Below are 20009 nucleotides of genomic sequence, written 5' to 3'. Positions count from 1 at the left end.
GCCTCTATACTTGCACACACATAAAATCCGCTCGCGTAGCTATGCGGTCTTTAGGCACAAAGTGGCAGATACATTTGGATTGTGGGATCAATGACACAAGCTCATCATACACACTATCATCGACAAACACGCCCTGCGCCTTTGCTAGCACGGCGGATTTTATGTCTTTTAGTGTCTTAATCATATAAAAGCCCATACAATTTAGCCTAAAGGCAAATTCTAGTAGCTCCTTATGCCCCTTACTATCGCGATCAAGCACAATCCCATCTGCACCATATACCACTGCTTGTAGGATTTGATAGGGGGTAATGAAGCTATCTTTTAGCACAATAAGTGCGTTTGTATAATGGCGCAAATACCCTATACACTCTAAGCCCTCCCCGCTGGGATTAGCTTCACTATCTCTAGCGAGATCTAGCACGATGATATTTGCTCTTTGTGCTTGCAAAGTAGCTATAATGGATTCTAGCTCATCAAACACAAAGCCTTTCACAAGCACGCCACGCGGAGAATCTAGCGTGGGAAACATCTCCTTAAACCGCGGTGGATAGGGATTATAAGAGAGCGATCGCCCAAGTAAATCAAAGGGCAAAAGCTCTTGCTCAAAGTGGATTCTAGCAGCAAGCGCGGAGGTGGATTCTAGGGCTTTGGGCGAAGAAAATCGCTGGAAAAGTCGCATAAGCGCATTCATTGCTTGACTCTTTTTTGACTCATATCTTGCTTGCCGCACACGCCTTCTATCTGGTAGCTATGGGCGCGCAAGTCTGGGTTGTTTGCGATCTGGTCTTTTGGGATTTGAGAAAATGCCTTTATCGCACGCTCACAATCTCCAAGCTTATAATACCCCCACGCCAGAGAATCCACATACGCAATCGCATAAGGCTCGATCGCCAAAGCCTTTTGCACATACTCCATACCGCGCTTAATATCAATCTCATAATCAATAAGCAAATACCCATAAAAATTGTAGAAAAACGCATCTTGCGGGGTTTCTGGCTGGCTTTCTTGCCGCCCCTTAGCCTGAAGTAGGGCAATGGCTTCACCAAGCTTTTTGGCAATAGATTCTGCTTGCTTGTGCGTAGGCTGCTCTTGCGCGCTAAACTCATATACCGCCTCTAAAGCTAGGAATTTAGGATTCTGGCTTTGCTCATACGCTTGCCTAGCTTCTTTTTGCGCCCTTGCATAATCCCCTTGCATCACATATAAATCCAAAAGCAGCCCCTTATCAAAAGGAAAAGACTTAGCTATGCCTTGGGCTTCTTGAAATTGCTTGAGTGCGATAAGCACGCGCATAAAATTCATAGCCGCGGGGATTGTGGGGTTTTTGACATAGAGTTTTTCAAAGACATCTTTGGCAAAATCCAGCCCCCGCAAATCCGTATATATGCCAATTGCCTCCTCGCAGAATCTCTCTTCACACCCATAATGCAATAAATGTTGCGATAAGACGCCAAGGGCTTTTTGCTCCTGCTTTTGTGCGACAAATGCCAAAAGGAGCTTTTTTAGCATATCTATATGATGTGTGGTGTCATAGATTTGTTGAAATATGGGCTGGGCGTTTTGGGGCATAGAGCGGAGCATATACATATTGCCTAGCACTTCGCCCACTTCATTGCCAGGCTCTTGCTTGTAAATTTTCTCTAGCACCTTGATAGCCTGATCTATTTGCCCATTTTGCGCATACACATCAGCGAGAATTTTGTTGATAATAAGATCTTCATCATTACCACTAAGCTTGATATATAGCTCTGCAAGCAGCAAAGCACTTTTAGTATCACGCTTCCCCATAGCTGCTTGGGCTGCAAGCTTGGCATAATAAGGCTCTTTGGTCTCTTCAAACAGCGAGATAAACTCATCAAATGAAGTGGCAAAATCACCGCGATACAAGCTATCAGCCCCATTGAGCAGTGCTGCATCCTCCTTGCTATCAGCGCACAAAAGAGACAATATCACAACAAAGCTGCATAGATATGCTCTCACTCTCATCTCCTGTGATCTTCTGGCTTGCTTTGCGTGCGCACAATTCCCGGGCAAAGCGTGCAAAGCTCTGCAAACTGCTCTCTTGCCCTAAGTCCCTGCCAAAAGGGAAACGCCCTGCACTGCGCTGGACGCTTCTCATAGATCCCGCACTGCTTTTTTGTGGTGTCAAAAAACACGCACGCAAAGCCATCTTCATAGGGCTTTTCAATCAGTGAAAAGCGGTAGCCGACCTTTTTGACATAGCGCAAGACAAAGTCCTCAAACGCCACTCTCAGCGATGTGGCGATGGATTCTGCTTCTTTGAGCGTGAGAAAGATATAGCCACTCTCCCCCACACAGCACCGCCCTCCGCAGCTACCGCACGCCGAGCTATCAAAGCTAAACTCAAAGCCCTCTTTACTCTCTATACTCATAGCCTCGCCTATGGAGTGATATTGTGAGATCTAAGCTTGCTAAGCACGCGCTCAAGCAACGCCTGCTCGCTAAGCCCCACCGAGTGCTCGACACTCTTTGTATCGCCGTGCGGGACAAAAGTGGATTCTAGCTCAAGGCTATAAAGTGGCAGCAGCACCTCCCACGCGCTTGCCTGCTCCAATATCGCACTGCCCACGCCACCATCTCTATAACTATCGCTAAAGACAAAGGCGATTTTATGCGTGCGTAAAGTGGATTCTAGCTCTTTGGGCAGTGGCTTACAAAAGCGCAGATCAATAAGACTAGGAGCAAAGCCCAAATCACACAAAGCACGATAGACTTTATCCGCCCTACCCACGCCATTGCCATAGCCGATAAGTGCGATTTGCCTGCCCTGTCGCAAAACTTCTAGCTCACCTAGCACAAATTCGCTTGCTTTATAACTGCCCTCTTCTAGGCAAAAAGCATTGCGCGGATAGCGGTAAGCACAAGGTGCGCTAGAAAATTTATAGGCAAACTCTATGGCAAGTCTAAGCGTGGCATTATCGCGCGGGGCAAAAAGCACAAAGCCCGGGATCATACGCAAATACGCAATATCAAAAAGCCCTTGATGCGTCTCGCCATCTTCGCCCACAATGCCCGCTCTATCGATACTAAAGCGCACCGGCAGCCCCATAATCCCCACATCGTGGACAATTTGATCAAAGGCTCGCTGCAAAAATGTCGAGTAGATACTCACAAAGGGGATAAAGCCCTCCTTTGCCATAGCTGCCATAGAGGTTACACTATGCTGCTCGGCAATGCCTGTATCCCAGAATCTATCTGGATATATGTCAATCAGCTCGCCAAGCCCTGTGCCACCAGGCATCGCTGCTGTAACGCCCGCGACTCTTTCATCATCTCTAGCAAGCTCGCCTAGCACGCGTGCATACACTTGTGTGGGCGTGGGGACTTGCGCGGATTTTTTCAAGGCTTGCCCGGTTGCAAGATCAAACGCCCCTACGCCGTGCCACTTCTCATAAGGACCTTCAGCGATCTCATAGCCCTTGCCCTTAATGGTCTGTGTATGCACGACTATTGGGCGTCCCAAATCCTGCGCCCTTTTGAAGCAAAAGATTAAATCACTAAGATTATGCCCATCAATTGGACCGATATAGTCAATCCCCATTTCTTCAAACAAAATCCCGGGTGTGATGAGCTTTAGGGATTCTTCAAAGCGTTTAGCAAGATAAGTCGCAGAATCTGGCATTTTCTCTAGCCATTTTTTTGTAAAGTTGCGGAAAGATTGATACATCGGGTGGGAGATGATTTGCGATAAATGCCTAGAAATCGCGCCTATGGGCTTGGCGATACTCATTTCATTGTCATTCAAAATAATAAGCATAGGGTATTTTCTATCGCCTAGCTCATTTAACGCCTCATACACAAGCCCAGCACTCATACTGCCATCGCCAATCAGCACGATGGGCATTGCTTTTTCACCGCGCAAAGCCATAGCCTTTGCCGCGCCTACACCTAGTGAGATAGAAGTCGAGCTATGTCCAGCGACAAAATAATCCGCGCTTGACTCACTTGGCTTGCAGAATCCACTCACCCCACCAAACTTCCGCAAGCTTGCAAACTCATCATATCGCCCTGTAAGCAGCTTATGCGCATAGGCTTGGTGGGATACATCAAAGATAAAGGGGGATTTTGTGTAATCAAAGACATAGTGCATAGCCACAATTAGCTCTACTGCACCAAGTGTGGAGCTTAAATGCCCGCCATTTTGGCTTACGACTTCAAGGATTCTAGCGCGAATATCAGCACAGAGATTCTCTAGCTCTGCTAGCTCCATTTGCTTAAGTGGCTTAGGTGGGAAAACTGCCATAACAACGCCTTAATCTTTCAAATTATCCAAAACACTTTGCTTCAAAGTTTTATAGCGATTTGCGATACTCCCATCAATGATCCCGCCGCCATTTGCGATGATCACGCCACCTTTGGTGATAGCATTATCCGCTTCTATCTTTAGCTTTGCGTAGTCCTTTAGCTCTTTTGTCAAAGTATGGTAGTCTAGGGGATTTACGCGCATTTGCACATCAGTAGCATCAGCGATTGATCCTAGCAGCTCCTTTGCCAAGGCTAATGCCACAGCCGCGCTATCTTTCTCCACTTCTTTAGCGATCACCTCTCTTGCAATATCCACAGCAATGGCACTTAGCTCCTTTTCTAGCTCGCGTAAATGTGTCTCAGAATTTTGCATAGCTTTGCCAAGATTGATAGCAGATTCTACAAGTGCAGTGCGCTCCTTTTGCACATCGGCTTCTAGGGCTTGGCGCGTTTTCTCCTCGCCCTCTTTTAGCCCATCTTTGTAGGCATCATTGCGTGCGGTATTGACCCTCTCCTCCATTTCAAGCTGCTGCTTTTCAAATTGGATTTGCAGCTTTGCTAGAGAGCTGGAGAGCTCATCGGTCTTTTGCAGCAGCTTTTCTATCAGCTCTTTTTCTATACTCTCATCTCCTATGCTCTGTGCTGGGGGCAAGCTGGGGACTTGAGCGGATTCTGGCTGGGGAGTTTTGGGCTTAGAATCCACTTCATCTGCTACAATCGGGCGGAATTCATACTTGCTGATTCTGTGCTTTTCTATATGATTTTTGGTGATGAGATTATCTTCTTCAAAACTACTCAACGACATCCTCCTCTTCGCCTACTTGGATAAGCCCTTGCTCAGATAGTGTCTGCACTGCTTCTACGATCTTGCGCTGTGCGGCTTCGACATCGCGCATACGCACCGCACCCAAGAACTGCATTTCTTCTATGAATTGCTCGCTAGCCCTAGTGCTCATTTGATCAAGGAATTTTTGCTTCAAGTTATCATTTGCCGCTTTCAACGCCATTGTGAGATCCTTTTTATCCGCGACTTTGAGAATCTCTCTAATAGCGTTTTTATCAAGATTGACAATATCTTCAAAGGTAAACATCATCTCTTTGATCTCATTTGCTAGCTGCTCGTCAATTTGCTCGATATAGGAGAGCGTGGATTTTGCAGCCTTTTGCCCAAGGCGGTTGAACATCTCGGCAACCGCTCTTGGTCCGCCCACCTCGACTTTGTAGCTTGTTAAGGATTCTAGCTTGTTTTCTAGCACGGTGGAGACGCGTTTGACGACATTTGGTGAAATATCGCCGAGATTTGCCATACGGATAGCGATTTCTGCGCGCATATTATCATCGCTAAAATGCCCTAAAGTCTCTGCCGCGCTGCTTGCATCCATATGTGCTAGGATAAGGGCTATTGTCTGTGGATGCTCATTGACGATAAAGTCTGCAAGCTGCTGGGGGCGGATTTTACTAAGATAGGCAAAGTTTTTGGCAGATTGCATAGTTTTGGCAAGCTTGTCCAACACTCTCTTTGCCTCTTCTGGTCCAAGAGCTTTGTTGAGCAATTCTCTAGCATAGTCAAGCCCTCCGCTATTGATGTATTGATTAGACTGAAAAATCGCATAAAACTCTTCTAGCACCGCCCCACCGATAGCTTTATCCGTGCCTTTTAGCTGCATAATTTGCTTAGAAATCTCTGTAATCCCATCAATATCAAGATTTTTAAAAATCTCGCTAGTAAGCTCCTCGCCTACTTGGATTAGCAAGATAGCAATTTTCTCCGACATTGAGAGTTCATCATATTGTGCGCGTTGGCGTTGGTTTAATTGTAAGCTCATAATGCCTCCTAGCTAGATTTCTCCACACCGATCTCATCGTGGATAAGCTTTTGGAAAAGCGAAGCAATTTCTTCTGGTTTTTCCTGAATGACAGCCTTGATCTTTTCAAGTAGCACTTCGTATTTCACCTCATCTTCGCTAAATCCAGCACCGCTAATGCCAAGCTGCTCTTCCACGCGTTTGCGTAGCTCACCAAAGCGTGAGCTAGCCTCATCGTCATCATCATCGATCTCAAAGAGCGATTCGATCTTGTCATCTTCTGCATCTTGGACTTCAAGCATTCGCTCAGCAAATGGCGCGATGACTTTCTTATAAAAGATGAAGATAATAATGGCGATGATGACATATTTTAGCAATGGGACATATTGCATCATAAAGCTTGTGGCTTTTTCTACAAATGTCTTTGGTGCTTTGGGTGCCTCGCCTTTGGAGAAATCCCAATCCGAGACCGTTACAGAATCCCCTCTTGTCTCATCAAAACCTATGGCATTTTTGACAAGATTTTCAAGCTTGGTGATTTCTTCTGGAGTAAATGGCACATACTCCATCACCTCTTGCCCATCATCTTTGGCTACAAGCCTGTGCTCGCCATTGACAAGCACAGAAGCAGTTAGGCGCAAGGGCTTACCGCTTGCGAACTTTGTCTTAATCGTTTCATTGCCAATTTCATTATTAACAATAGATTCCGTCTCGTGCTCTTTAATCATTTGATTACTAGAATCCAGATTTTGCACCGGACCAACATTACTCTCCACGCCCGGTATCCCGCCGATAGTCCTATCTGGTGGTCCTTGCTTTTCTTTCTCATAATCTTTGGTCGATCGTGGGACAACTTGAGAGGGATCGAAAGTTTGCTTCACAGATTCTTGCTGGCTCCAATCATATTGGAGATTAACAATAGCTACGACTTTGTTTGCTCCACCCGCGCGAGGGGAAAGCAAGCGCACAATATCATCTGCCTTTTTCTGCTCCTCTTTATGGACAAAGGCGTAGCGTTGCTTTAACACCTCATTGATCCCTGCTAGCTCATTATCCTCTCCCAAAGGCATACCATTGCCATCGACAATCTTGACATTTTCAGGCGTGAGCTTTGGGATAGCGGCAGAAACGAGATTTTTAATCCCTGTGATTTGGAATGATGAAAGCGCGCTGCCGGGCTGTAACTGCACCATAACAGCGGCTGTTGGCGGAATGCTTGTTGAGACAAAAAGGCTTTCTTTGGGATTGGCGATTTGCACATTTGCCTTGAAAATCGGCTCTAGTGCTTCAATGGTGCGTGTAAGCTCGCCTTCAGTCGCGCGTAAAAACTTCACTTGCTGCGTGAAATCTGTCTCGGCAATATTGTTCGTATCAAATACTTCAAATCCTACCTTAGAAGTTTTGGGGATACCTTGGGCTGCTAGAGCGATACGCTCTTCTGCTACACGCTCGCTAGGGATTTCTATGACATTGCTGCGAGGGATTTTATAGGGGATTTGATTGTCTTTAAGATATTGCAAAATCAGCGCGTTATCGGCTTCATTCATACCTTCAAACAGCACGCCATAAGAGCTTTGCACTTGTTTATTTGAAAACACAAGCAAAAATACAAAAAACCCTATAAGCACGACAATGGTCGCTGTGATGACAACCTTTTGCCTACCGGTGAGATTGTTATAAATTTTTGTTATGCGTTCAAAGAGCGTTTTAGTATCCACTAAATATCCTTGCAAAAAATTTCCATTGATCTAGCCATAGCCACTATACCAACTCTTGAAGAGCTAGCAGCACTCTTGAATTTTGCTCTTGCGTGCCGATAGTTATGCGAATAGCGTTGATACCATAGGAAGCGAGATTGCGGACTATAATCCCTTGTCGCAAAAGTGTATCGCAAATCACAGAAGAATTATAAGGATTTTCCAAAACAAAGGTGATGAAATTGGTATAAGATGGGATATACTCTATCCCTTTAGATTCTGCAAATTCTTCATATCGGCGCATTTGTGCAAAATTTTCTTTCAATGTGTGCTGCATAAACTCTGTATCTTCAAGTGCCACACACGCAGCCGCTAGACTTAGTGTCGTGATATTAAAAGGTGCGCGGAGCTTAAAGAGTGCTTGGATAATCTCCTCTCTAGCGATCCCATAGCCCACGCGCATACCACCTAGCCCATATACCTTAGAAAATGTGCCAAGATAGATTACATTTGCAAAGTGTTGTATAAGATCGCGCGGATCAATATGCTTGCTAGAATCCTTATATGAAGCAAACTCCTGATACGCCCCATCAATGACCACAAGTGTCTCACCGCAGCTCTCTTGCTCTATGTGCGCTAGAAGCTCATACACTTCTTTTGCCCCCACGCATTCTCCTAAAGGATTATTTGGCACACATAGAAATACAATATCAGGCTTATGCTGCCTAAATAGCTCGTAAAACTCTGTGAGATTATGCTCTTTGCTAGGCGTTTTGATCACTTGCGCACCGATGTGTTTGGCATAGATTTCATACATCGCAAAAGTGATGCCCGCCATAAGAATCTTGCTTGATTTTGTGGCTTTAGCGTGGAGACAGAGCTCGATGATTTGATCACTCCCAGCCCCGATGATACACTGCTCATATCCAATACCATAATGTCTCTGCAAGCGCGAAATAAGAGCACACATAGAATCATCTGGATATAGCGCAGCTTTATGGGCATTAGCCTTGATACACTCCACAACACTAGGCGAAGTGCCATAAGGATTCTCATTGCTCGCCAGCTTGATAACTTCCTTTTCATCTAAGCCAAATGTGCGCACAACCTCTTCAATAGGCTTGCCAGCTTGATAAGTGGCAATATGTGCTAACTCTTCATTAAATCGCATAGCAACTCCGCTTTTCAATACACATCAATCACACCTAATCGTAATGCGTGCCTTTAAATACAATGGGGCAGATTTTTCTAAAGGCAATGTAATATCCGCAGATATAGGTGAAGTCTCACCGGAGAAAATATCCCTATCCAGCAATCCACCACCATCAAGCACACGCTTAATAACGCTATTTGGGCTATAAGCACTTCTCTCATTACTATCAAGCAATAAGCAGTGCTGCGTAGTCTGTGCTGCGTAGAATGCAGCACTCTTGTGTGCTTTATCCAGCAAAAGCTTGCGCAAATCTTGCTTAGCATTTTCAACTTGCGCAAAATCTACAATAGGCTGCAAGCTTGAAATCTCAATCCGTAAGCCACCACTCTTCAAAGCAAGATAATCAATCTCTTTTAGCAATGTCTTATACTCTGCAATATCTTGCTCTGTGATAATGCACTCAATCGCCCTAGGCGCACTGCCCAATCCACTAGAATCCACTTCCGCTCTCTTAGGCAGAGACTGCACAGAACACGCGCCACTTTTATATAATGGCGACTTAGCGATATGATCTGTGATCTCCCCAAAAATACGCGAAAATCTACTAGCAAGCTCCTCTACATTACTAGAGCTTGCCTTAGGTGCATTAAGGACAATCCAACTCTCATACCGCTCATAAGGGATCTGCACCACATCGGCAACATCTAGTGTATAGTGGCGCGAGCGTTCCCCTATGTGAAGCAGCTCTTTTATATCACCGATAAAATGCGAGAATAATGCGCCCCCAACAAAGACAACAAGACTCAAAAGACAAATCAGCAAATATTTCAACCAGCGCATTTTTCTCTCCACAATGTTTTCAAACATTATAGCATTATTAACATCTTTTTAATACGCTAAAACATTGCAAAATTTGGATTTACACCCTATCTTGCGCATACTTTAAGCCCAAAGCACATCACAAAATCCTAACAAAAATAGATTTTTATTTGGTATAATCACTCCTTGCTTGGGCTGACACATCAATCTACTCAATCTACAACTCCGCCTTGGAGATTTAAAGATTATGTCTTGGCTCTAGCACTGATAAACAACACATAAAACAGAACAACAAAGGAAGTCCAAATGGCAAAGAAAACTATCCCTGCCAAAGAGCTAAGAAGAGTGTTTCAAACTCTCCCAAACATCGATGAAAAGCAGCTAAAAACTCTGCGCCCCTATGTATCCAAAGACACATACAAGAAGCTACGAAAGCTTTCTGGCTTTATCAATCAAGACATTATTAACGATTTGAAAAAAGAAACACAATCCCTTATGCAAATGGCAGCAGATCTCACAAGTGATATAAGCTTCAGCGATCTTGTTGAACAATAATCCATCAATGCCACTTCTTATTGCATCGCCCCATAGAGTTTAAGGGTTGGTCGCTATGATCAAAAGACTCCCAAATATCCTAACAATCACTCGCATATTCCTTGCGGTGTTTTTGCTTTTTTTTCTCTTGCATAGCGATCTTATCTTGCCTAGCTGGGTGGATCCTAGCTGGGTCAATTACTTTTCTTGCCTGATTTTTTGCCTTGCGTCTTTGACAGATTTTTTTGATGGCTATATCGCTAGGCATTGCAAAGTAGAATCCACTTTTGGCGAGGTCTTTGACCCTTTGGCAGATAAAATGCTTATCCTTAGTGCGTTTATCGCCTTGCTGCTCCTAGGGCGTGCAAATGCGTGGGCAGTGTTTATTATCCTTAGTCGCGAGTTTTTCATCACAGGATTGCGCGTGGTGGTAGCAAGCTCTGGCAAATCCATAGCCGCTAGCTACCTTGGCAAATACAAAACAGGCTTTCAAATCGCGGCTATTGCCTTTTTGCTCGCAGATTTTTTCCCGGGGGGTGATGTGCTATTGTGGCTAGCGACTTTTATGACCTTTTATTCCGGGGTTGATTACACGATCAAATACTACAAAAGCGCGAGTTAATGGGTATCCTTAGCGCGTTTTTAGCCCTTTGTTTTTTGGTATTTTTCCACGAGCTTGGGCATTTTTGCGCGGCGAGACTTTTTGGCGTAAAGGTAGAAGTCTTTAGCATAGGCTTTGGCAAAAAGCTCTTAAGCAAGCATATAGGCGGCACGCAATATGCCCTATCTCTTATCCCCCTAGGTGGCTATGTCAAGCTAAAAGGACAAGATGATCTTAACCCCACTAGTCGAGAAATCGCGCCTGATAGCTACACCACAAAGCCCCCTTTGGTGAAAATCACAATCCTATCAGCCGGCGTGATGTTTAATCTCCTGCTAGCATTTTTGCTCTATGTCGCCATAGGCATATCGGGCGTGAAAATCCTTTTGCCAATCATCGGCGATGTGCAAAATAATAGCCCAGCCCAAAAAGCCGGACTTCTCCCAAATGACCGCATTGTAAAAGTGGATTCTAGCCCTATTGCTTCGTGGGAGCAGTTAAGCGCGATGATCGCGCAAGCCACGCCTAGCCACAGCTCCTTTGCCCCACTTACGCTTACCATACAAAGAGAGGGCAAGCTAGAATCCATTTTCATCACACCAGAATCTAGCAGCTACCGCAATGTCTTTGGCGATACGCTTTATCGCCCTATGATTGGCATAGTGGCTAAGGGTGAAATAGGCATAGAGCATTTGGGGCTAGTTGCTAGCGTGCAATTTGCCGCACAAGAAGTAGCAAAGGCTAGCGTGCTTATTTTTGAATCGCTAAAGCGGCTTATTGTAGGGCTTATCCCGCTTGGCGAGCTAAGCGGGGTGATAGGGATTGTTGATGTGATGGCAGAAGTTGCCCCAAGTGGATTCTATGCCTTTGCTATGCTTATGGCACTAATCTCCGTCAATCTTGCCATCATCAATCTCCTGCCTATCCCAGCCCTTGATGGCGGGCAGATCGTCTTTGTATGCTATGAAGCCTTGATGAAAAGGCAGATGAGCGATAAAGTGCTTTATGCGCTGACACTTCTTGGGTGGGGGGTGCTTTTAGGACTTTTGGCACTTGGGGTGTATAATGATATTGTGCGCATTGCTACAAGGACTATGCAGTGAATACGCTAGCGACACCACTAGAGCCACTAAGTGTAAGCGCGCTTACCGCACAGATCAAATCCCTACTTGAAGCCACTTTCCTAGAAGTCTATCTCCAAGGCGAGATTAGCAACTTTACCTTGCACAAAGCCAGCGGGCATTTGTATTTTAGCCTTAAAGATGCAAGCAGCTCGATCCGCTGCGTGATGTTTAAAGGCAATGCAAAATCCCTAACCTTTACCCCAGAAAATGGCTTGCAAGTCATCATTAAAGGCGCGCTTAGTCTCTACGCTCCGCGCGGAGAATACCAAATCATCTGCCACTCCCTCACACAAAGCGGCAAAGGCTCTTTAAGTGCGCAGTATGAAGCCTTGAAAAAATCCTTAGAATCTAAAGGCTACTTCGCACAAAGCCGCAAAAAGCCCCTGCCCCCATTTCCTAAAAAAATCGCCCTACTCACCTCGCTCTCTGGCGCAGCCTTGCAAGATATGAAGCGCGTAGCTAGCACGCGCTGGAATCTCACCAAGCTTGTGTGCTTTGACACACTCACCCAAGGCGAGCAAGCCGGAGCGCATATCGCGCACAATATCGCCTATGCCGATAGCTTTTTTGGCACAGACAATGCCTTTGATATTATCGTCATCGGCAGAGGTGGGGGCAGTATGGAGGATTTATGGGGGTTTAATGAAGAAATTGTCGCAAATGCGATCTTTTACGCACGCACGCCCATTGTCTCTGCTGTGGGACACGAGATAGATTTTGTCATTAGCGATTTTGTCGCAGATCTTCGCGCAGCCACGCCATCGGCGTGTATGGAGATAATCTTGCCAGATAAAAAGGAGTGGCTTTTGCGACTTGATGAAATCCGCGCACAATATGACACAAGCGCACAGCACTCCCTAGCCAAAGCCCAAAAGCTCTGTGATCATCTCCTAGAGCTATACCAGCAAAAAAGCTATGCAAACACCCTATCCTTTGCCAGCGAGCAGCTAGGGCAGCTGCGCACAGGGCTTAATGCCACTATGGCGCAAATCCTGCAAGCAAAGGGCGCGATATATGCCACACAAGCCTTGCAATATGAGCAGCTTCCTCTTTTGCGCGAGAGAGAATACGCCCTGCTCACTTTGGCAAAAGAGCTGCAAGCCCTTGATCCCAAACGCCTTGTGCGCGAGAATTTTGCCCAGATTTTGCGCAATGGCAAGCCGGTGCAGGTGGGGGAGTTGCGCGGAGATGATGAGATAGAGCTGTGTGATGGGGTGAATTTAGCGCGAGCTAGAGTCCTCTCTCTATGAGAATTTGGCTTTGTTTGGCGTGGGGAGATTCGGCTTGCGGGCTAGAATCGCGGATTGCTTCGCCTAGCTCACGCGATAGACACTCTAGTCTTATCTCCTTGCGCGACTTGAAAACCCCGATTCTATCTCCACGATCCTAGAATCCCAAGGTGGCGTTGAAAAACAAGTTGGAAAACAAAACCGCCCAACCCCTAGAATCCACTTTTGAAAGCCCCACTGCAATTCCTAGAATCCTTGAAGAAGAAAAATGCGCTTTGTGTGAAATCCGCCGCAAATAAAAAAGTGGATTCTAGCAATAAAGCCTTTTTATCGTCATTGCGAGCTTTGTGAAGCAAAGCGTGGCAAAGCAAGGCGAAGCCGCAGCTTCTTTAGTAATCCATATCCTCGCAAGTGGATTCTAGGATTTTACTCAAAACACCCAAAGTGAGCGACTCACAGGCGGCAGATTGTGCGACAAAAACGCAGGGGCTGAAAATGTGTTAGATAACCACGCCGCAGGTGGTAGGATTTTGATGAAAAAGCTAAAATTCTAAAAGTGGATTCTAGGAAAAACACTGAAAGTGTAAAAACGCCAAAGACGGAAGGATTTGAGATGAGACAACAAACGACAGCGGTGCAAGGTGGGGGCACACAAGCAGGTTTCTTTAGTAAAAAGCCAACGCCACAGCATATAAGCCAAGGTCAAAAATGAAAAACACCATCTTACTTGCCTACAAACCCCCCTTCATCTCTAGCAACCACTTTTTGACACAGATCAAAAGGCGTTACAACATCACTAAAGCGGGCTTTTCTGGGACGCTTGATCCATTTGCGCAAGGCTCATTGCTGATTGCCACAGGGGCTTATACCAAGCTGCTGCCCTTTATCAAAACAGAGCCTAAGGTCTATGAAGCCACTCTATGGCTAGGTGCGAGCTCCAAAAGCCTTGATATAGAAAACATCGAAAAAGTGGATTCTACCCCACCACTAGAATCCACTTTTGTGCGTGAAGTGGTGGAGAGCTTTGTGGGCGAGATTTCCTACACACCCCCAGCCTTTAGCGCGAAGAAGATAAAAGGCAAGCGCGCATATCAGCTAGCGCGATCTGGGCAGGAGGCAGCCCTTATGCCCACCACAATGCGTGTCTATGCCCTAGATTTTCTCTGCTATGCCCATCCTTTTATCTCTTTCCGCGCGTGCGTGAGCAAAGGCTCATATATCCGCTCACTAGGCAGTCTAATCGCCCACAAGCTAGGCAGCTATGGCACACTTAGCGCACTCAAACGCGTAAGCGAGGGCGATTTAGCCGCCCAAAAAGGCAAGATCATAGAGCTAGATCCTTTGGCGATTTTGCCCTACCCTATCTTGCCTATTGATCCTTGCTATAAGGAGCATTTCTACCACGGCAAAAAACTCACGCAAAATGACTTAGATTCTAGTGTGCAAGCTAGGGTGGATTTGGATAAAAATCCGCTCTATATAGTGAAATTTGATGAATTTTTTTCTATAATACAGCTTCACCAAGACGGCAGTGTCTCATATCTTCTCAATAGGATTGATTATGCTCATACTCTCTAGAAAACAAGATGAAAGTATCGTCATAGGCGATAATGTCATCATCAAGGTCGTATCCATTGATCGAGGGAGTGTGAAGCTAGGCTTTGAAGCCCCGCCCAAGACCTTAATCCTACGCGCAGAGCTTAAAGAAGCTATCGCTAGCGAAAACAAAAAAGCCATAGGCGACTCCTCCAATGAAGCCTTGCTTGATCTAGGCAAGCATATCAAACGCTAATGCTCTATAAATCCTACCCCAAAATCAATCTCTATCTCCATATCCTAGGCAAAACAGCGAGCAGCTACCATCTCCTGCGCTCGCGTTTTGTGCGTGTGGTGGGGGATTTGTATGATGAGATCACTATCTCCCAAGCCCCAAAAGATAGCGTGCTAGGCAACTTTCCTTGCGCGGTAGAAGACTCTAGTGTGTATCGCGCATTGCGTGCGTTGCGTAGCATTGATGGCGTGTGCTTCCCGCCGGTGCGCATAGAAGTGTGTAAGCATATCCCAAGCGGTGCTGGGCTAGGTGGGGGCAGCTCTAATGCAGGAGTCGTGCTAGCCGCGCTTATCTCGCGCTATGGCGCGGAGTTTAAAGGCGAAGCAAAGCAAATGCACACATATTTTACAAGCCCCAAATCCCCCAAATCCCCCCTGCCCACTGCGCTTAGCGATCTTGCCAAAAGTATCGGCGCAGATGTGGCGTTTTTTGTCTCGCAAGTGGATTGCGCGGAAGTTTCTGGGATTGGCGAGTGTATTGAGCCTTGTGATACCGCGCTAAGTGATATTGCACGCTTTCATATCTATACGCCTAAAATCGCTTGTGATACCGCCCAAGTCTATCGCCACTATGCCGCCACAAGCACGCCAAATCCCCACGCAAGAGATTTATCCACCCTAAACAATGCCGCCATCCTTGCTAGCGGCGATATGGCTAGCTTAAATGACCTCTTTGCGCCTGCTTGCTCTCTCTACAAAGAGCTAGAATCTGTGGCAAAGGAGCTGGGGAGTGGGTGGTATTTCTCCGGGAGTGGTAGTAGCTTTTTCCGCATAGATTCTAGGGGGGATTCGGCTTTGGGTGAGCAATGCGGCAGTGTTGCAAACTTTGTGAAAGGCACGATCGCCAAGATCGCTAACCTTCCCCAAAGTTTGCAAAGCTCCCACAGCCCCACCGCAAAACAAGCGACAGCGGTGCAAGGCGAAGCCGCAGCAGGTTTCTTTAGAAATCCTAGAATCCTAGAAGAAGAAAAACAAGCCGAGTGTGAAAAATCCACCGCAAATAAAAAAGTGGATTCTAGGATTTTTGACAAAAACGCTGAATTTCTAAAAGTGGATTCTAGGAAACAAGCTCAAAAAGTAGAAACCTCGCAAAACACAAGGGCTGAAAGTGTGTTTGATAACAAGCCACAGGGCACACTATGAAACTCATCGCACAAAACAAAAAAGCCCTATTTGACTACGAAGTCCTAGAAAAGCTTGAGTGTGGCATAGTCCTACTAGGCTCTGAGGTGAAGTCTTTGCGCCTTAGTCGCTGCAATCTTAAAGACAGCTTTGCGCGATTTGTCAAGGGCGAGCTATTTGTCTTTGGTATGCATATCTCCTTCCTCCAAAGCACCAACCCTCACTTCCGCCCCGATGAAAAGCGCGCTAGAAAGCTTCTGCTCCATAGATCCCAGCTGGATAAGTGGTTTGGCAAAATCTCACAAGATGGGCTTACGATCGTGCCGCTCTCTATTTACTTTAATGCACACAATAAAGTCAAGCTTCAGCTAGCCCTAGCGCGCGGCAAGCAGCTCCACGATAAGCGCGAAAGTATTAAGAAAAAGATCCTTGATAGAGAAGCACGCGCAAGTCTTAAAAACTATGGCAAAAGCTTGTAGATCCACCTTTACGCTCCGCAAAGGACGCCACAACTCCACAAAAGGACATAAATGAAAGAGCTTGTTGATTATTCTGTTTTAGGATTTTTGGGATCGCTCTGTGTTTTGGTGATCGCTATTGGGATTGAGCGGGCGTGGTTTTATGCCACTGTGCGTGTTGATGACTATCTTGATAAGCGGCTTTTAGAGCTAGATTTACACAAGCGGCTCACGCTTATTGCGACCATTGGCTCAAATGCGCCATATGTGGGGCTGCTTGGCACAGTAGCTGGGATAATGATCACTTTTCTTGATATTGGCAATAGTGCGCAAATTGATACCCAAAGCATAATGACAGGGCTAGCCCTAGCCCTAAAGGCTACGGCTATGGGGCTTATCGTGGCGATCCCTAGCATTGTGCTGTATAATCTCTTGGTGCGTAAGGCAGAGGTAGTGCTAACAAAATGGGATATTTATCACAATCCCACCGCAACGAGCAAAGCCTCTATGCGCCTTGATACATAATGCTACAACCTAGCGAGATCTAAATCATAAAGGACAAAAATGCTTACGATGTTTTTTTCATACTTTGATTGGTGGCAGATTCTAGGCTTTGTAGCTCTTGGGCTAGTCTCTGGCGTGGCGGCGGGGTTTTTTGGCATAGGGGGTGGGATCATCATCGTGCCTTGTATGCTGCTTGTAGGCTTTCCTATCCAGCACGCTATTGGGATCTCCATTGTGCAAATGGTCTTTGCTAGTGTCTTTGGCTCACTACTAAACTACAAAAAAGGCTTGCTTGATCTTAGAGAGGGTATCTTCATAGGGATTGGAGGGATATTTGGGGCAAGCCTTAGCGGCGTGGTGCTACACTTTTTTAGCGAGCTATTTCTTAGCCTAGCTTTTTTGCTCCTTACAATCATCTCTCTCTATCGGTTTGCTACTAAATCCAAGGTCGCCCCTAGCGCAAATCTCATCACAAATCCTTACAAAAAGCGTGCGATCCTTGTCCTAGCTGGCGCATTTACCGGGATTTTTGCTATTTCTTTAGGTATTGGCGGAGGGCTGCTTATCGCGCCTATACTAGGCTACTATTTGGGCTATGATTCTAAGAAGGTCGTGCCCTTATCGCTCTTTTTTGTGGTGTTTTCATCAGTGGCTGGGAGCATATCTTTGCACCAAATGGATATTGTCGATAGTAGGCTCTTTAGCGCGGCTGTGCTTATTGGACTTGCTTCCATCATAGGCGTGAGCCTTGGGATAAAACTCATTGCAAAAGCAAGTGCAAACACCCATAGAGTAGCACTCTTATGGATTTACTGCTTTGCTATCATTGCCACAAGCATAAAAATCTTTGAAAAAGCTCTGTTATAATGCCCCCACTCTCACACAAAGGCACAATATGCTTGTAGAAATCTCTAACCTAAGCAAACGCTACGACTCCACCCTAGCCCTAAACAATCTCTCCCTAACCCTCCAAAGCGGCAGAATCATCGGGCTGCTTGGTCCAAATGGCAGCGGGAAAACAACGCTTATCAAAGTGCTTTTAGGACTTTTGCGACAATATGAGGGGAGTGTGAAGATTCTAGGTGAGCCTATTGGCGATACCACCAAAGCCCATATCTCCTATCTCCCAGATAAACCACATATACCACTACATTGGAAGATTGATTATGCGTGTAGATTTTTTGCGGACTTTTTTGAAGATTTTGATATACACAAAGCCCATAGTCTTATGGAGCAATTACAGCTTGATCGATCTAGAAAGATCAAAACCCTATCCAAAGGCAATAAAGAAAAGCTCTCCCTAGCCCTTATGCTCGCGCGCCAAGCTAGGCTTTATATCTTTGATGAGCCAATCGCCGGTGTTGATCCTGTGGCAAGGGATTTTGTCTTTAAGCTCATCTTAGACAACTACAATCCAAGTGCCAGCATACTCATCGCCACGCATTTGATCTATGATGTAGAAAAAATCCTTAATGAAGCCATATTTCTAGCAAATGGCAGCGTGCTAGCCCACGATAGTATCGCCGCTCTAACTGCCAATACCGCAAACCTAGAATCCGCTTTTAAACACGCATTTGCCAAATCTATGCAGCTAGATTCTAGCCTCTCTAGCCTAGAATCCACTTTTGTATCGCACGCGCTAGAATCCACTTCCGCACGAGTCGCCGACTCCGCACAAGACTCCGCCCTAGAATCCACTTCTACCCTAGAATCCACTTTTGCCCACAAATCCACAAAGGACGCACGATGAGACGACTTCTCCGCTATGAATTACAAGAGCATTACCTACCGCTTGTGGTGCTTGGTGCTGTGTTTGCTGCCTGTGTGTTTGGGTGTGTGGGATTTAGCAAGCTTGATGTCGCCACAATCACAAACCCCACTTTGCACGATCTGCTTGGTATAACATTTGGGCTTTGTATCATTGGGGCTTTTAGCGCGATGTTTTTGCTTGTGGTGGCTCATATATTTCTTATGATTTCTACTTTTGGGAAAAGTCTCTTTGGGGAGTATGGATATTTGCTCTTTTGCCTGCCTTTGGGGATTGATACGATCCTTTTGGCAAAAGTGCTTAGCTGCTTTATCTTAATCGGTGCTTCAGTGTGCTTTTATAGCTTTGTAGGTGTGCAAGCCTTGATTTTAATCTCAAATGTCGAAATCTTAGAGATATTTGGAGGGCTTGGCACGCTTGCGCGAGAGCTTCTTACAAGCTTTGATGAGCGCAGTGTGTTTATCATACTTCTTAGCATTACTTATATCCTAGGCGAGATACTCACTTGGCTTATGTATATCTTGCTGACATTAGCCCTGCTTAATGTATGGCGCATTACAAGCTATCGCTTGGTGCTAGGATTGCTGCTATTTTTGGGGATTTGCCTGTGTGGAAGTGTCATTAGCACGCTACTTGGGCTGCTTTTTGGCGTATTTTTCCATATCAATATCGACTCTCTTTCCATAATCACACAGAGCAAAGTCGGCATAGATGGCTGGCTGCTTTATACACAAAAGCTTATCACATACTTGCTGCTAAGTGGTATAAGCTACTTGCTAGCAAGGCACTGCATTATTAAGAAAATGGAGTTAGAGTAGCAGCTACAAGAAACAGAAAATGCAAAAGATGTGAAAAGTGGATTCTAGGAGTGGTGTCAAGGGGGGGACTTGAACCCCCGACCTCCGGCTTATGAGACCAGCGCTCTAAACCAGCTGAGCTACCCTGACACAAAGGCGCGATTATACGCCAAAAGCCCTAAAAAGTCAAGCACATACGATAGCCCACTCGCCCAAAATCAGCCTATGACCACCCGCTAAAGCACATAGCTTGCTAGGTGATTTAGATACAATACATACTTCCAATCTGCAAAGGAGATAGT

The 20009-nt window shown here is 45.7% G+C and carries 22 protein-coding genes and 1 tRNA gene; 13 read left to right on the top strand and 10 right to left on the bottom strand.

What is annotated here, in order from left to right:
• Nucleotides 1-4 precede the first annotated feature (4 nt).
• The 9 genes from DX060_RS04620 to DX060_RS04580 are packed head-to-tail and all read right to left on the bottom strand — an operon-like array spanning nt 5 to nt 9761.
• On the bottom strand, nt 5-730 hold the full coding sequence (locus tag DX060_RS04620; RefSeq protein ID WP_147278772.1) for a beta/alpha barrel domain-containing protein: 726 nt from the start codon (nt 728-730) through the stop codon (nt 5-7).
• Nucleotides 688-1980, bottom strand: a complete 1293-nt coding sequence (locus tag DX060_RS04615) for a tetratricopeptide repeat protein (protein ID WP_115011368.1) — start codon at nt 1978-1980, stop codon at nt 688-690. Before DX060_RS04615 ends, DX060_RS04620 begins: the two co-directional genes overlap by 43 nt.
• Nucleotides 1981-1982: 2 nt before the next feature.
• Nucleotides 1983-2393, bottom strand: a complete 411-nt coding sequence (locus DX060_RS04610) for a YkgJ family cysteine cluster protein (protein WP_115011367.1) — start codon at nt 2391-2393, stop codon at nt 1983-1985.
• An 8-nt stretch (nt 2394-2401) separates the two neighbouring features.
• Nucleotides 2402-4264 carry a 1-deoxy-D-xylulose-5-phosphate synthase gene (gene dxs, locus DX060_RS04605; protein WP_115011366.1) on the bottom strand — a complete coding sequence of 621 codons (1863 nt, stop codon included), beginning with the start codon at nt 4262-4264 and terminating at the stop codon, nt 2402-2404.
• Between the two features lie 9 nt (nt 4265-4273).
• Complete coding sequence (gene fliH, locus DX060_RS04600) at nt 4274-5071, bottom strand: flagellar assembly protein FliH (RefSeq protein ID WP_115011365.1); 798 nt, start codon at nt 5069-5071, stop codon at nt 4274-4276.
• The gene (gene fliG, locus DX060_RS04595) at nt 5058-6092 is read right to left on the bottom strand and encodes a flagellar motor switch protein FliG (RefSeq protein ID WP_115011364.1); all 1035 of its coding nucleotides are present in this window, start codon (nt 6090-6092) and stop codon (nt 5058-5060) included. The genes fliH and fliG overlap by 14 nt, the downstream gene beginning before the upstream one ends.
• 8 nt (nt 6093-6100) lie before the next feature.
• Nucleotides 6101-7789, bottom strand: coding sequence for a flagellar basal-body MS-ring/collar protein FliF (fliF, locus tag DX060_RS04590; protein ID WP_115011363.1), 1689 nt, complete (start codon nt 7787-7789; stop codon nt 6101-6103).
• Nucleotides 7790-7832: 43 nt separating this feature from the next.
• Nucleotides 7833-8939, bottom strand: coding sequence for a histidinol-phosphate transaminase (gene hisC / locus DX060_RS04585; RefSeq protein WP_115011362.1), 1107 nt, complete (start codon nt 8937-8939; stop codon nt 7833-7835).
• 24 nt (nt 8940-8963) lie between these two features.
• Nucleotides 8964-9761, bottom strand: a complete 798-nt coding sequence (locus DX060_RS04580) for a hypothetical protein (RefSeq protein WP_147278771.1) — start codon at nt 9759-9761, stop codon at nt 8964-8966.
• A 285-nt stretch (nt 9762-10046) separates the two neighbouring features.
• Here DX060_RS04580 and DX060_RS04575 point away from each other — a divergent pair, with 285 nt between their 5' ends.
• The 13 genes from DX060_RS04575 to DX060_RS04520 all read left to right on the top strand — a co-directional run bounded on the left by DX060_RS04575 (nt 10047) and on the right by DX060_RS04520 (nt 19728).
• On the top strand, nt 10047-10295 hold the full coding sequence (locus tag DX060_RS04575; protein WP_115011360.1) for a hypothetical protein: 249 nt from the start codon (nt 10047-10049) through the stop codon (nt 10293-10295).
• A gap of 58 nt (nt 10296-10353) precedes the next feature.
• Nucleotides 10354-10896, top strand: coding sequence for a CDP-diacylglycerol--glycerol-3-phosphate 3-phosphatidyltransferase (gene pgsA / locus DX060_RS04570; protein ID WP_115012305.1), 543 nt, complete (start codon nt 10354-10356; stop codon nt 10894-10896).
• Nucleotides 10896-11978, top strand: a complete 1083-nt coding sequence (gene rseP / locus DX060_RS04565) for an RIP metalloprotease RseP (protein ID WP_115011359.1) — start codon at nt 10896-10898, stop codon at nt 11976-11978. Before pgsA ends, rseP begins: the two co-directional genes overlap by 1 nt.
• Nucleotides 11975-13249: an exodeoxyribonuclease VII large subunit gene (gene xseA, locus DX060_RS04560; RefSeq protein WP_115011358.1), complete on the top strand. Its 1275-nt coding sequence runs from the start codon at nt 11975-11977 to the stop codon at nt 13247-13249. The genes rseP and xseA overlap by 4 nt, the downstream gene beginning before the upstream one ends.
• A 155-nt stretch (nt 13250-13404) precedes the next feature.
• A complete protein-coding gene (locus DX060_RS11925) occupies nt 13405-13527 on the top strand; it encodes a hypothetical protein (RefSeq protein ID WP_258552199.1) in 123 nt (40 codons plus the stop codon).
• Nucleotides 13528-13936: 409 nt separating this feature from the next.
• Nucleotides 13937-14806 carry a pseudouridine synthase family protein gene (locus tag DX060_RS04555; protein ID WP_115011357.1) on the top strand — a complete coding sequence of 290 codons (870 nt, stop codon included), beginning with the start codon at nt 13937-13939 and terminating at the stop codon, nt 14804-14806.
• Nucleotides 14790-15020 carry a carbon storage regulator gene (locus DX060_RS04550; RefSeq protein WP_115011356.1) on the top strand — a complete coding sequence of 77 codons (231 nt, stop codon included), beginning with the start codon at nt 14790-14792 and terminating at the stop codon, nt 15018-15020. The genes DX060_RS04555 and DX060_RS04550 overlap by 17 nt, the downstream gene beginning before the upstream one ends.
• The gene (locus DX060_RS04545) at nt 15020-16201 is read left to right on the top strand and encodes a GHMP family kinase ATP-binding protein (RefSeq protein ID WP_115011355.1); all 1182 of its coding nucleotides are present in this window, start codon (nt 15020-15022) and stop codon (nt 16199-16201) included. Before DX060_RS04550 ends, DX060_RS04545 begins: the two co-directional genes overlap by 1 nt.
• On the top strand, nt 16198-16659 hold the full coding sequence (smpB, locus tag DX060_RS04540) for an SsrA-binding protein SmpB (RefSeq protein ID WP_115011354.1): 462 nt from the start codon (nt 16198-16200) through the stop codon (nt 16657-16659). Before DX060_RS04545 ends, smpB begins: the two co-directional genes overlap by 4 nt.
• A 51-nt stretch (nt 16660-16710) precedes the next feature.
• Nucleotides 16711-17163, top strand: coding sequence for a TonB-system energizer ExbB (exbB, locus tag DX060_RS04535; protein WP_115011353.1), 453 nt, complete (start codon nt 16711-16713; stop codon nt 17161-17163).
• Between the two features lie 48 nt (nt 17164-17211).
• Nucleotides 17212-18009 carry a sulfite exporter TauE/SafE family protein gene (locus DX060_RS04530; RefSeq protein WP_115012304.1) on the top strand — a complete coding sequence of 266 codons (798 nt, stop codon included), beginning with the start codon at nt 17212-17214 and terminating at the stop codon, nt 18007-18009.
• Nucleotides 17990-18892, top strand: a complete 903-nt coding sequence (locus DX060_RS04525; protein ID WP_115011352.1) for an ABC transporter ATP-binding protein — start codon at nt 17990-17992, stop codon at nt 18890-18892. Before DX060_RS04530 ends, DX060_RS04525 begins: the two co-directional genes overlap by 20 nt.
• Complete coding sequence (locus tag DX060_RS04520; RefSeq protein WP_115011351.1) at nt 18889-19728, top strand: hypothetical protein; 840 nt, start codon at nt 18889-18891, stop codon at nt 19726-19728. Before DX060_RS04525 ends, DX060_RS04520 begins: the two co-directional genes overlap by 4 nt.
• A gap of 51 nt (nt 19729-19779) precedes the next feature.
• On the opposite strand, the gene DX060_RS04515 is transcribed toward DX060_RS04520, so the two are convergent.
• Nucleotides 19780-19857: transfer RNA gene (locus DX060_RS04515), tRNA-Met, on the bottom strand.
• Nucleotides 19858-20009 lie beyond the last annotated feature (152 nt).

The organism is Helicobacter canis (assembly GCF_900451095.1).
In the GTDB taxonomy this organism is placed as follows: domain Bacteria; phylum Campylobacterota; class Campylobacteria; order Campylobacterales; family Helicobacteraceae; genus Helicobacter_B; species Helicobacter_B zhangjianzhongii.
Note: the sequence above shows the minus strand (reverse complement) of the source record. Positions and strands in the feature narration are given on the sequence as shown.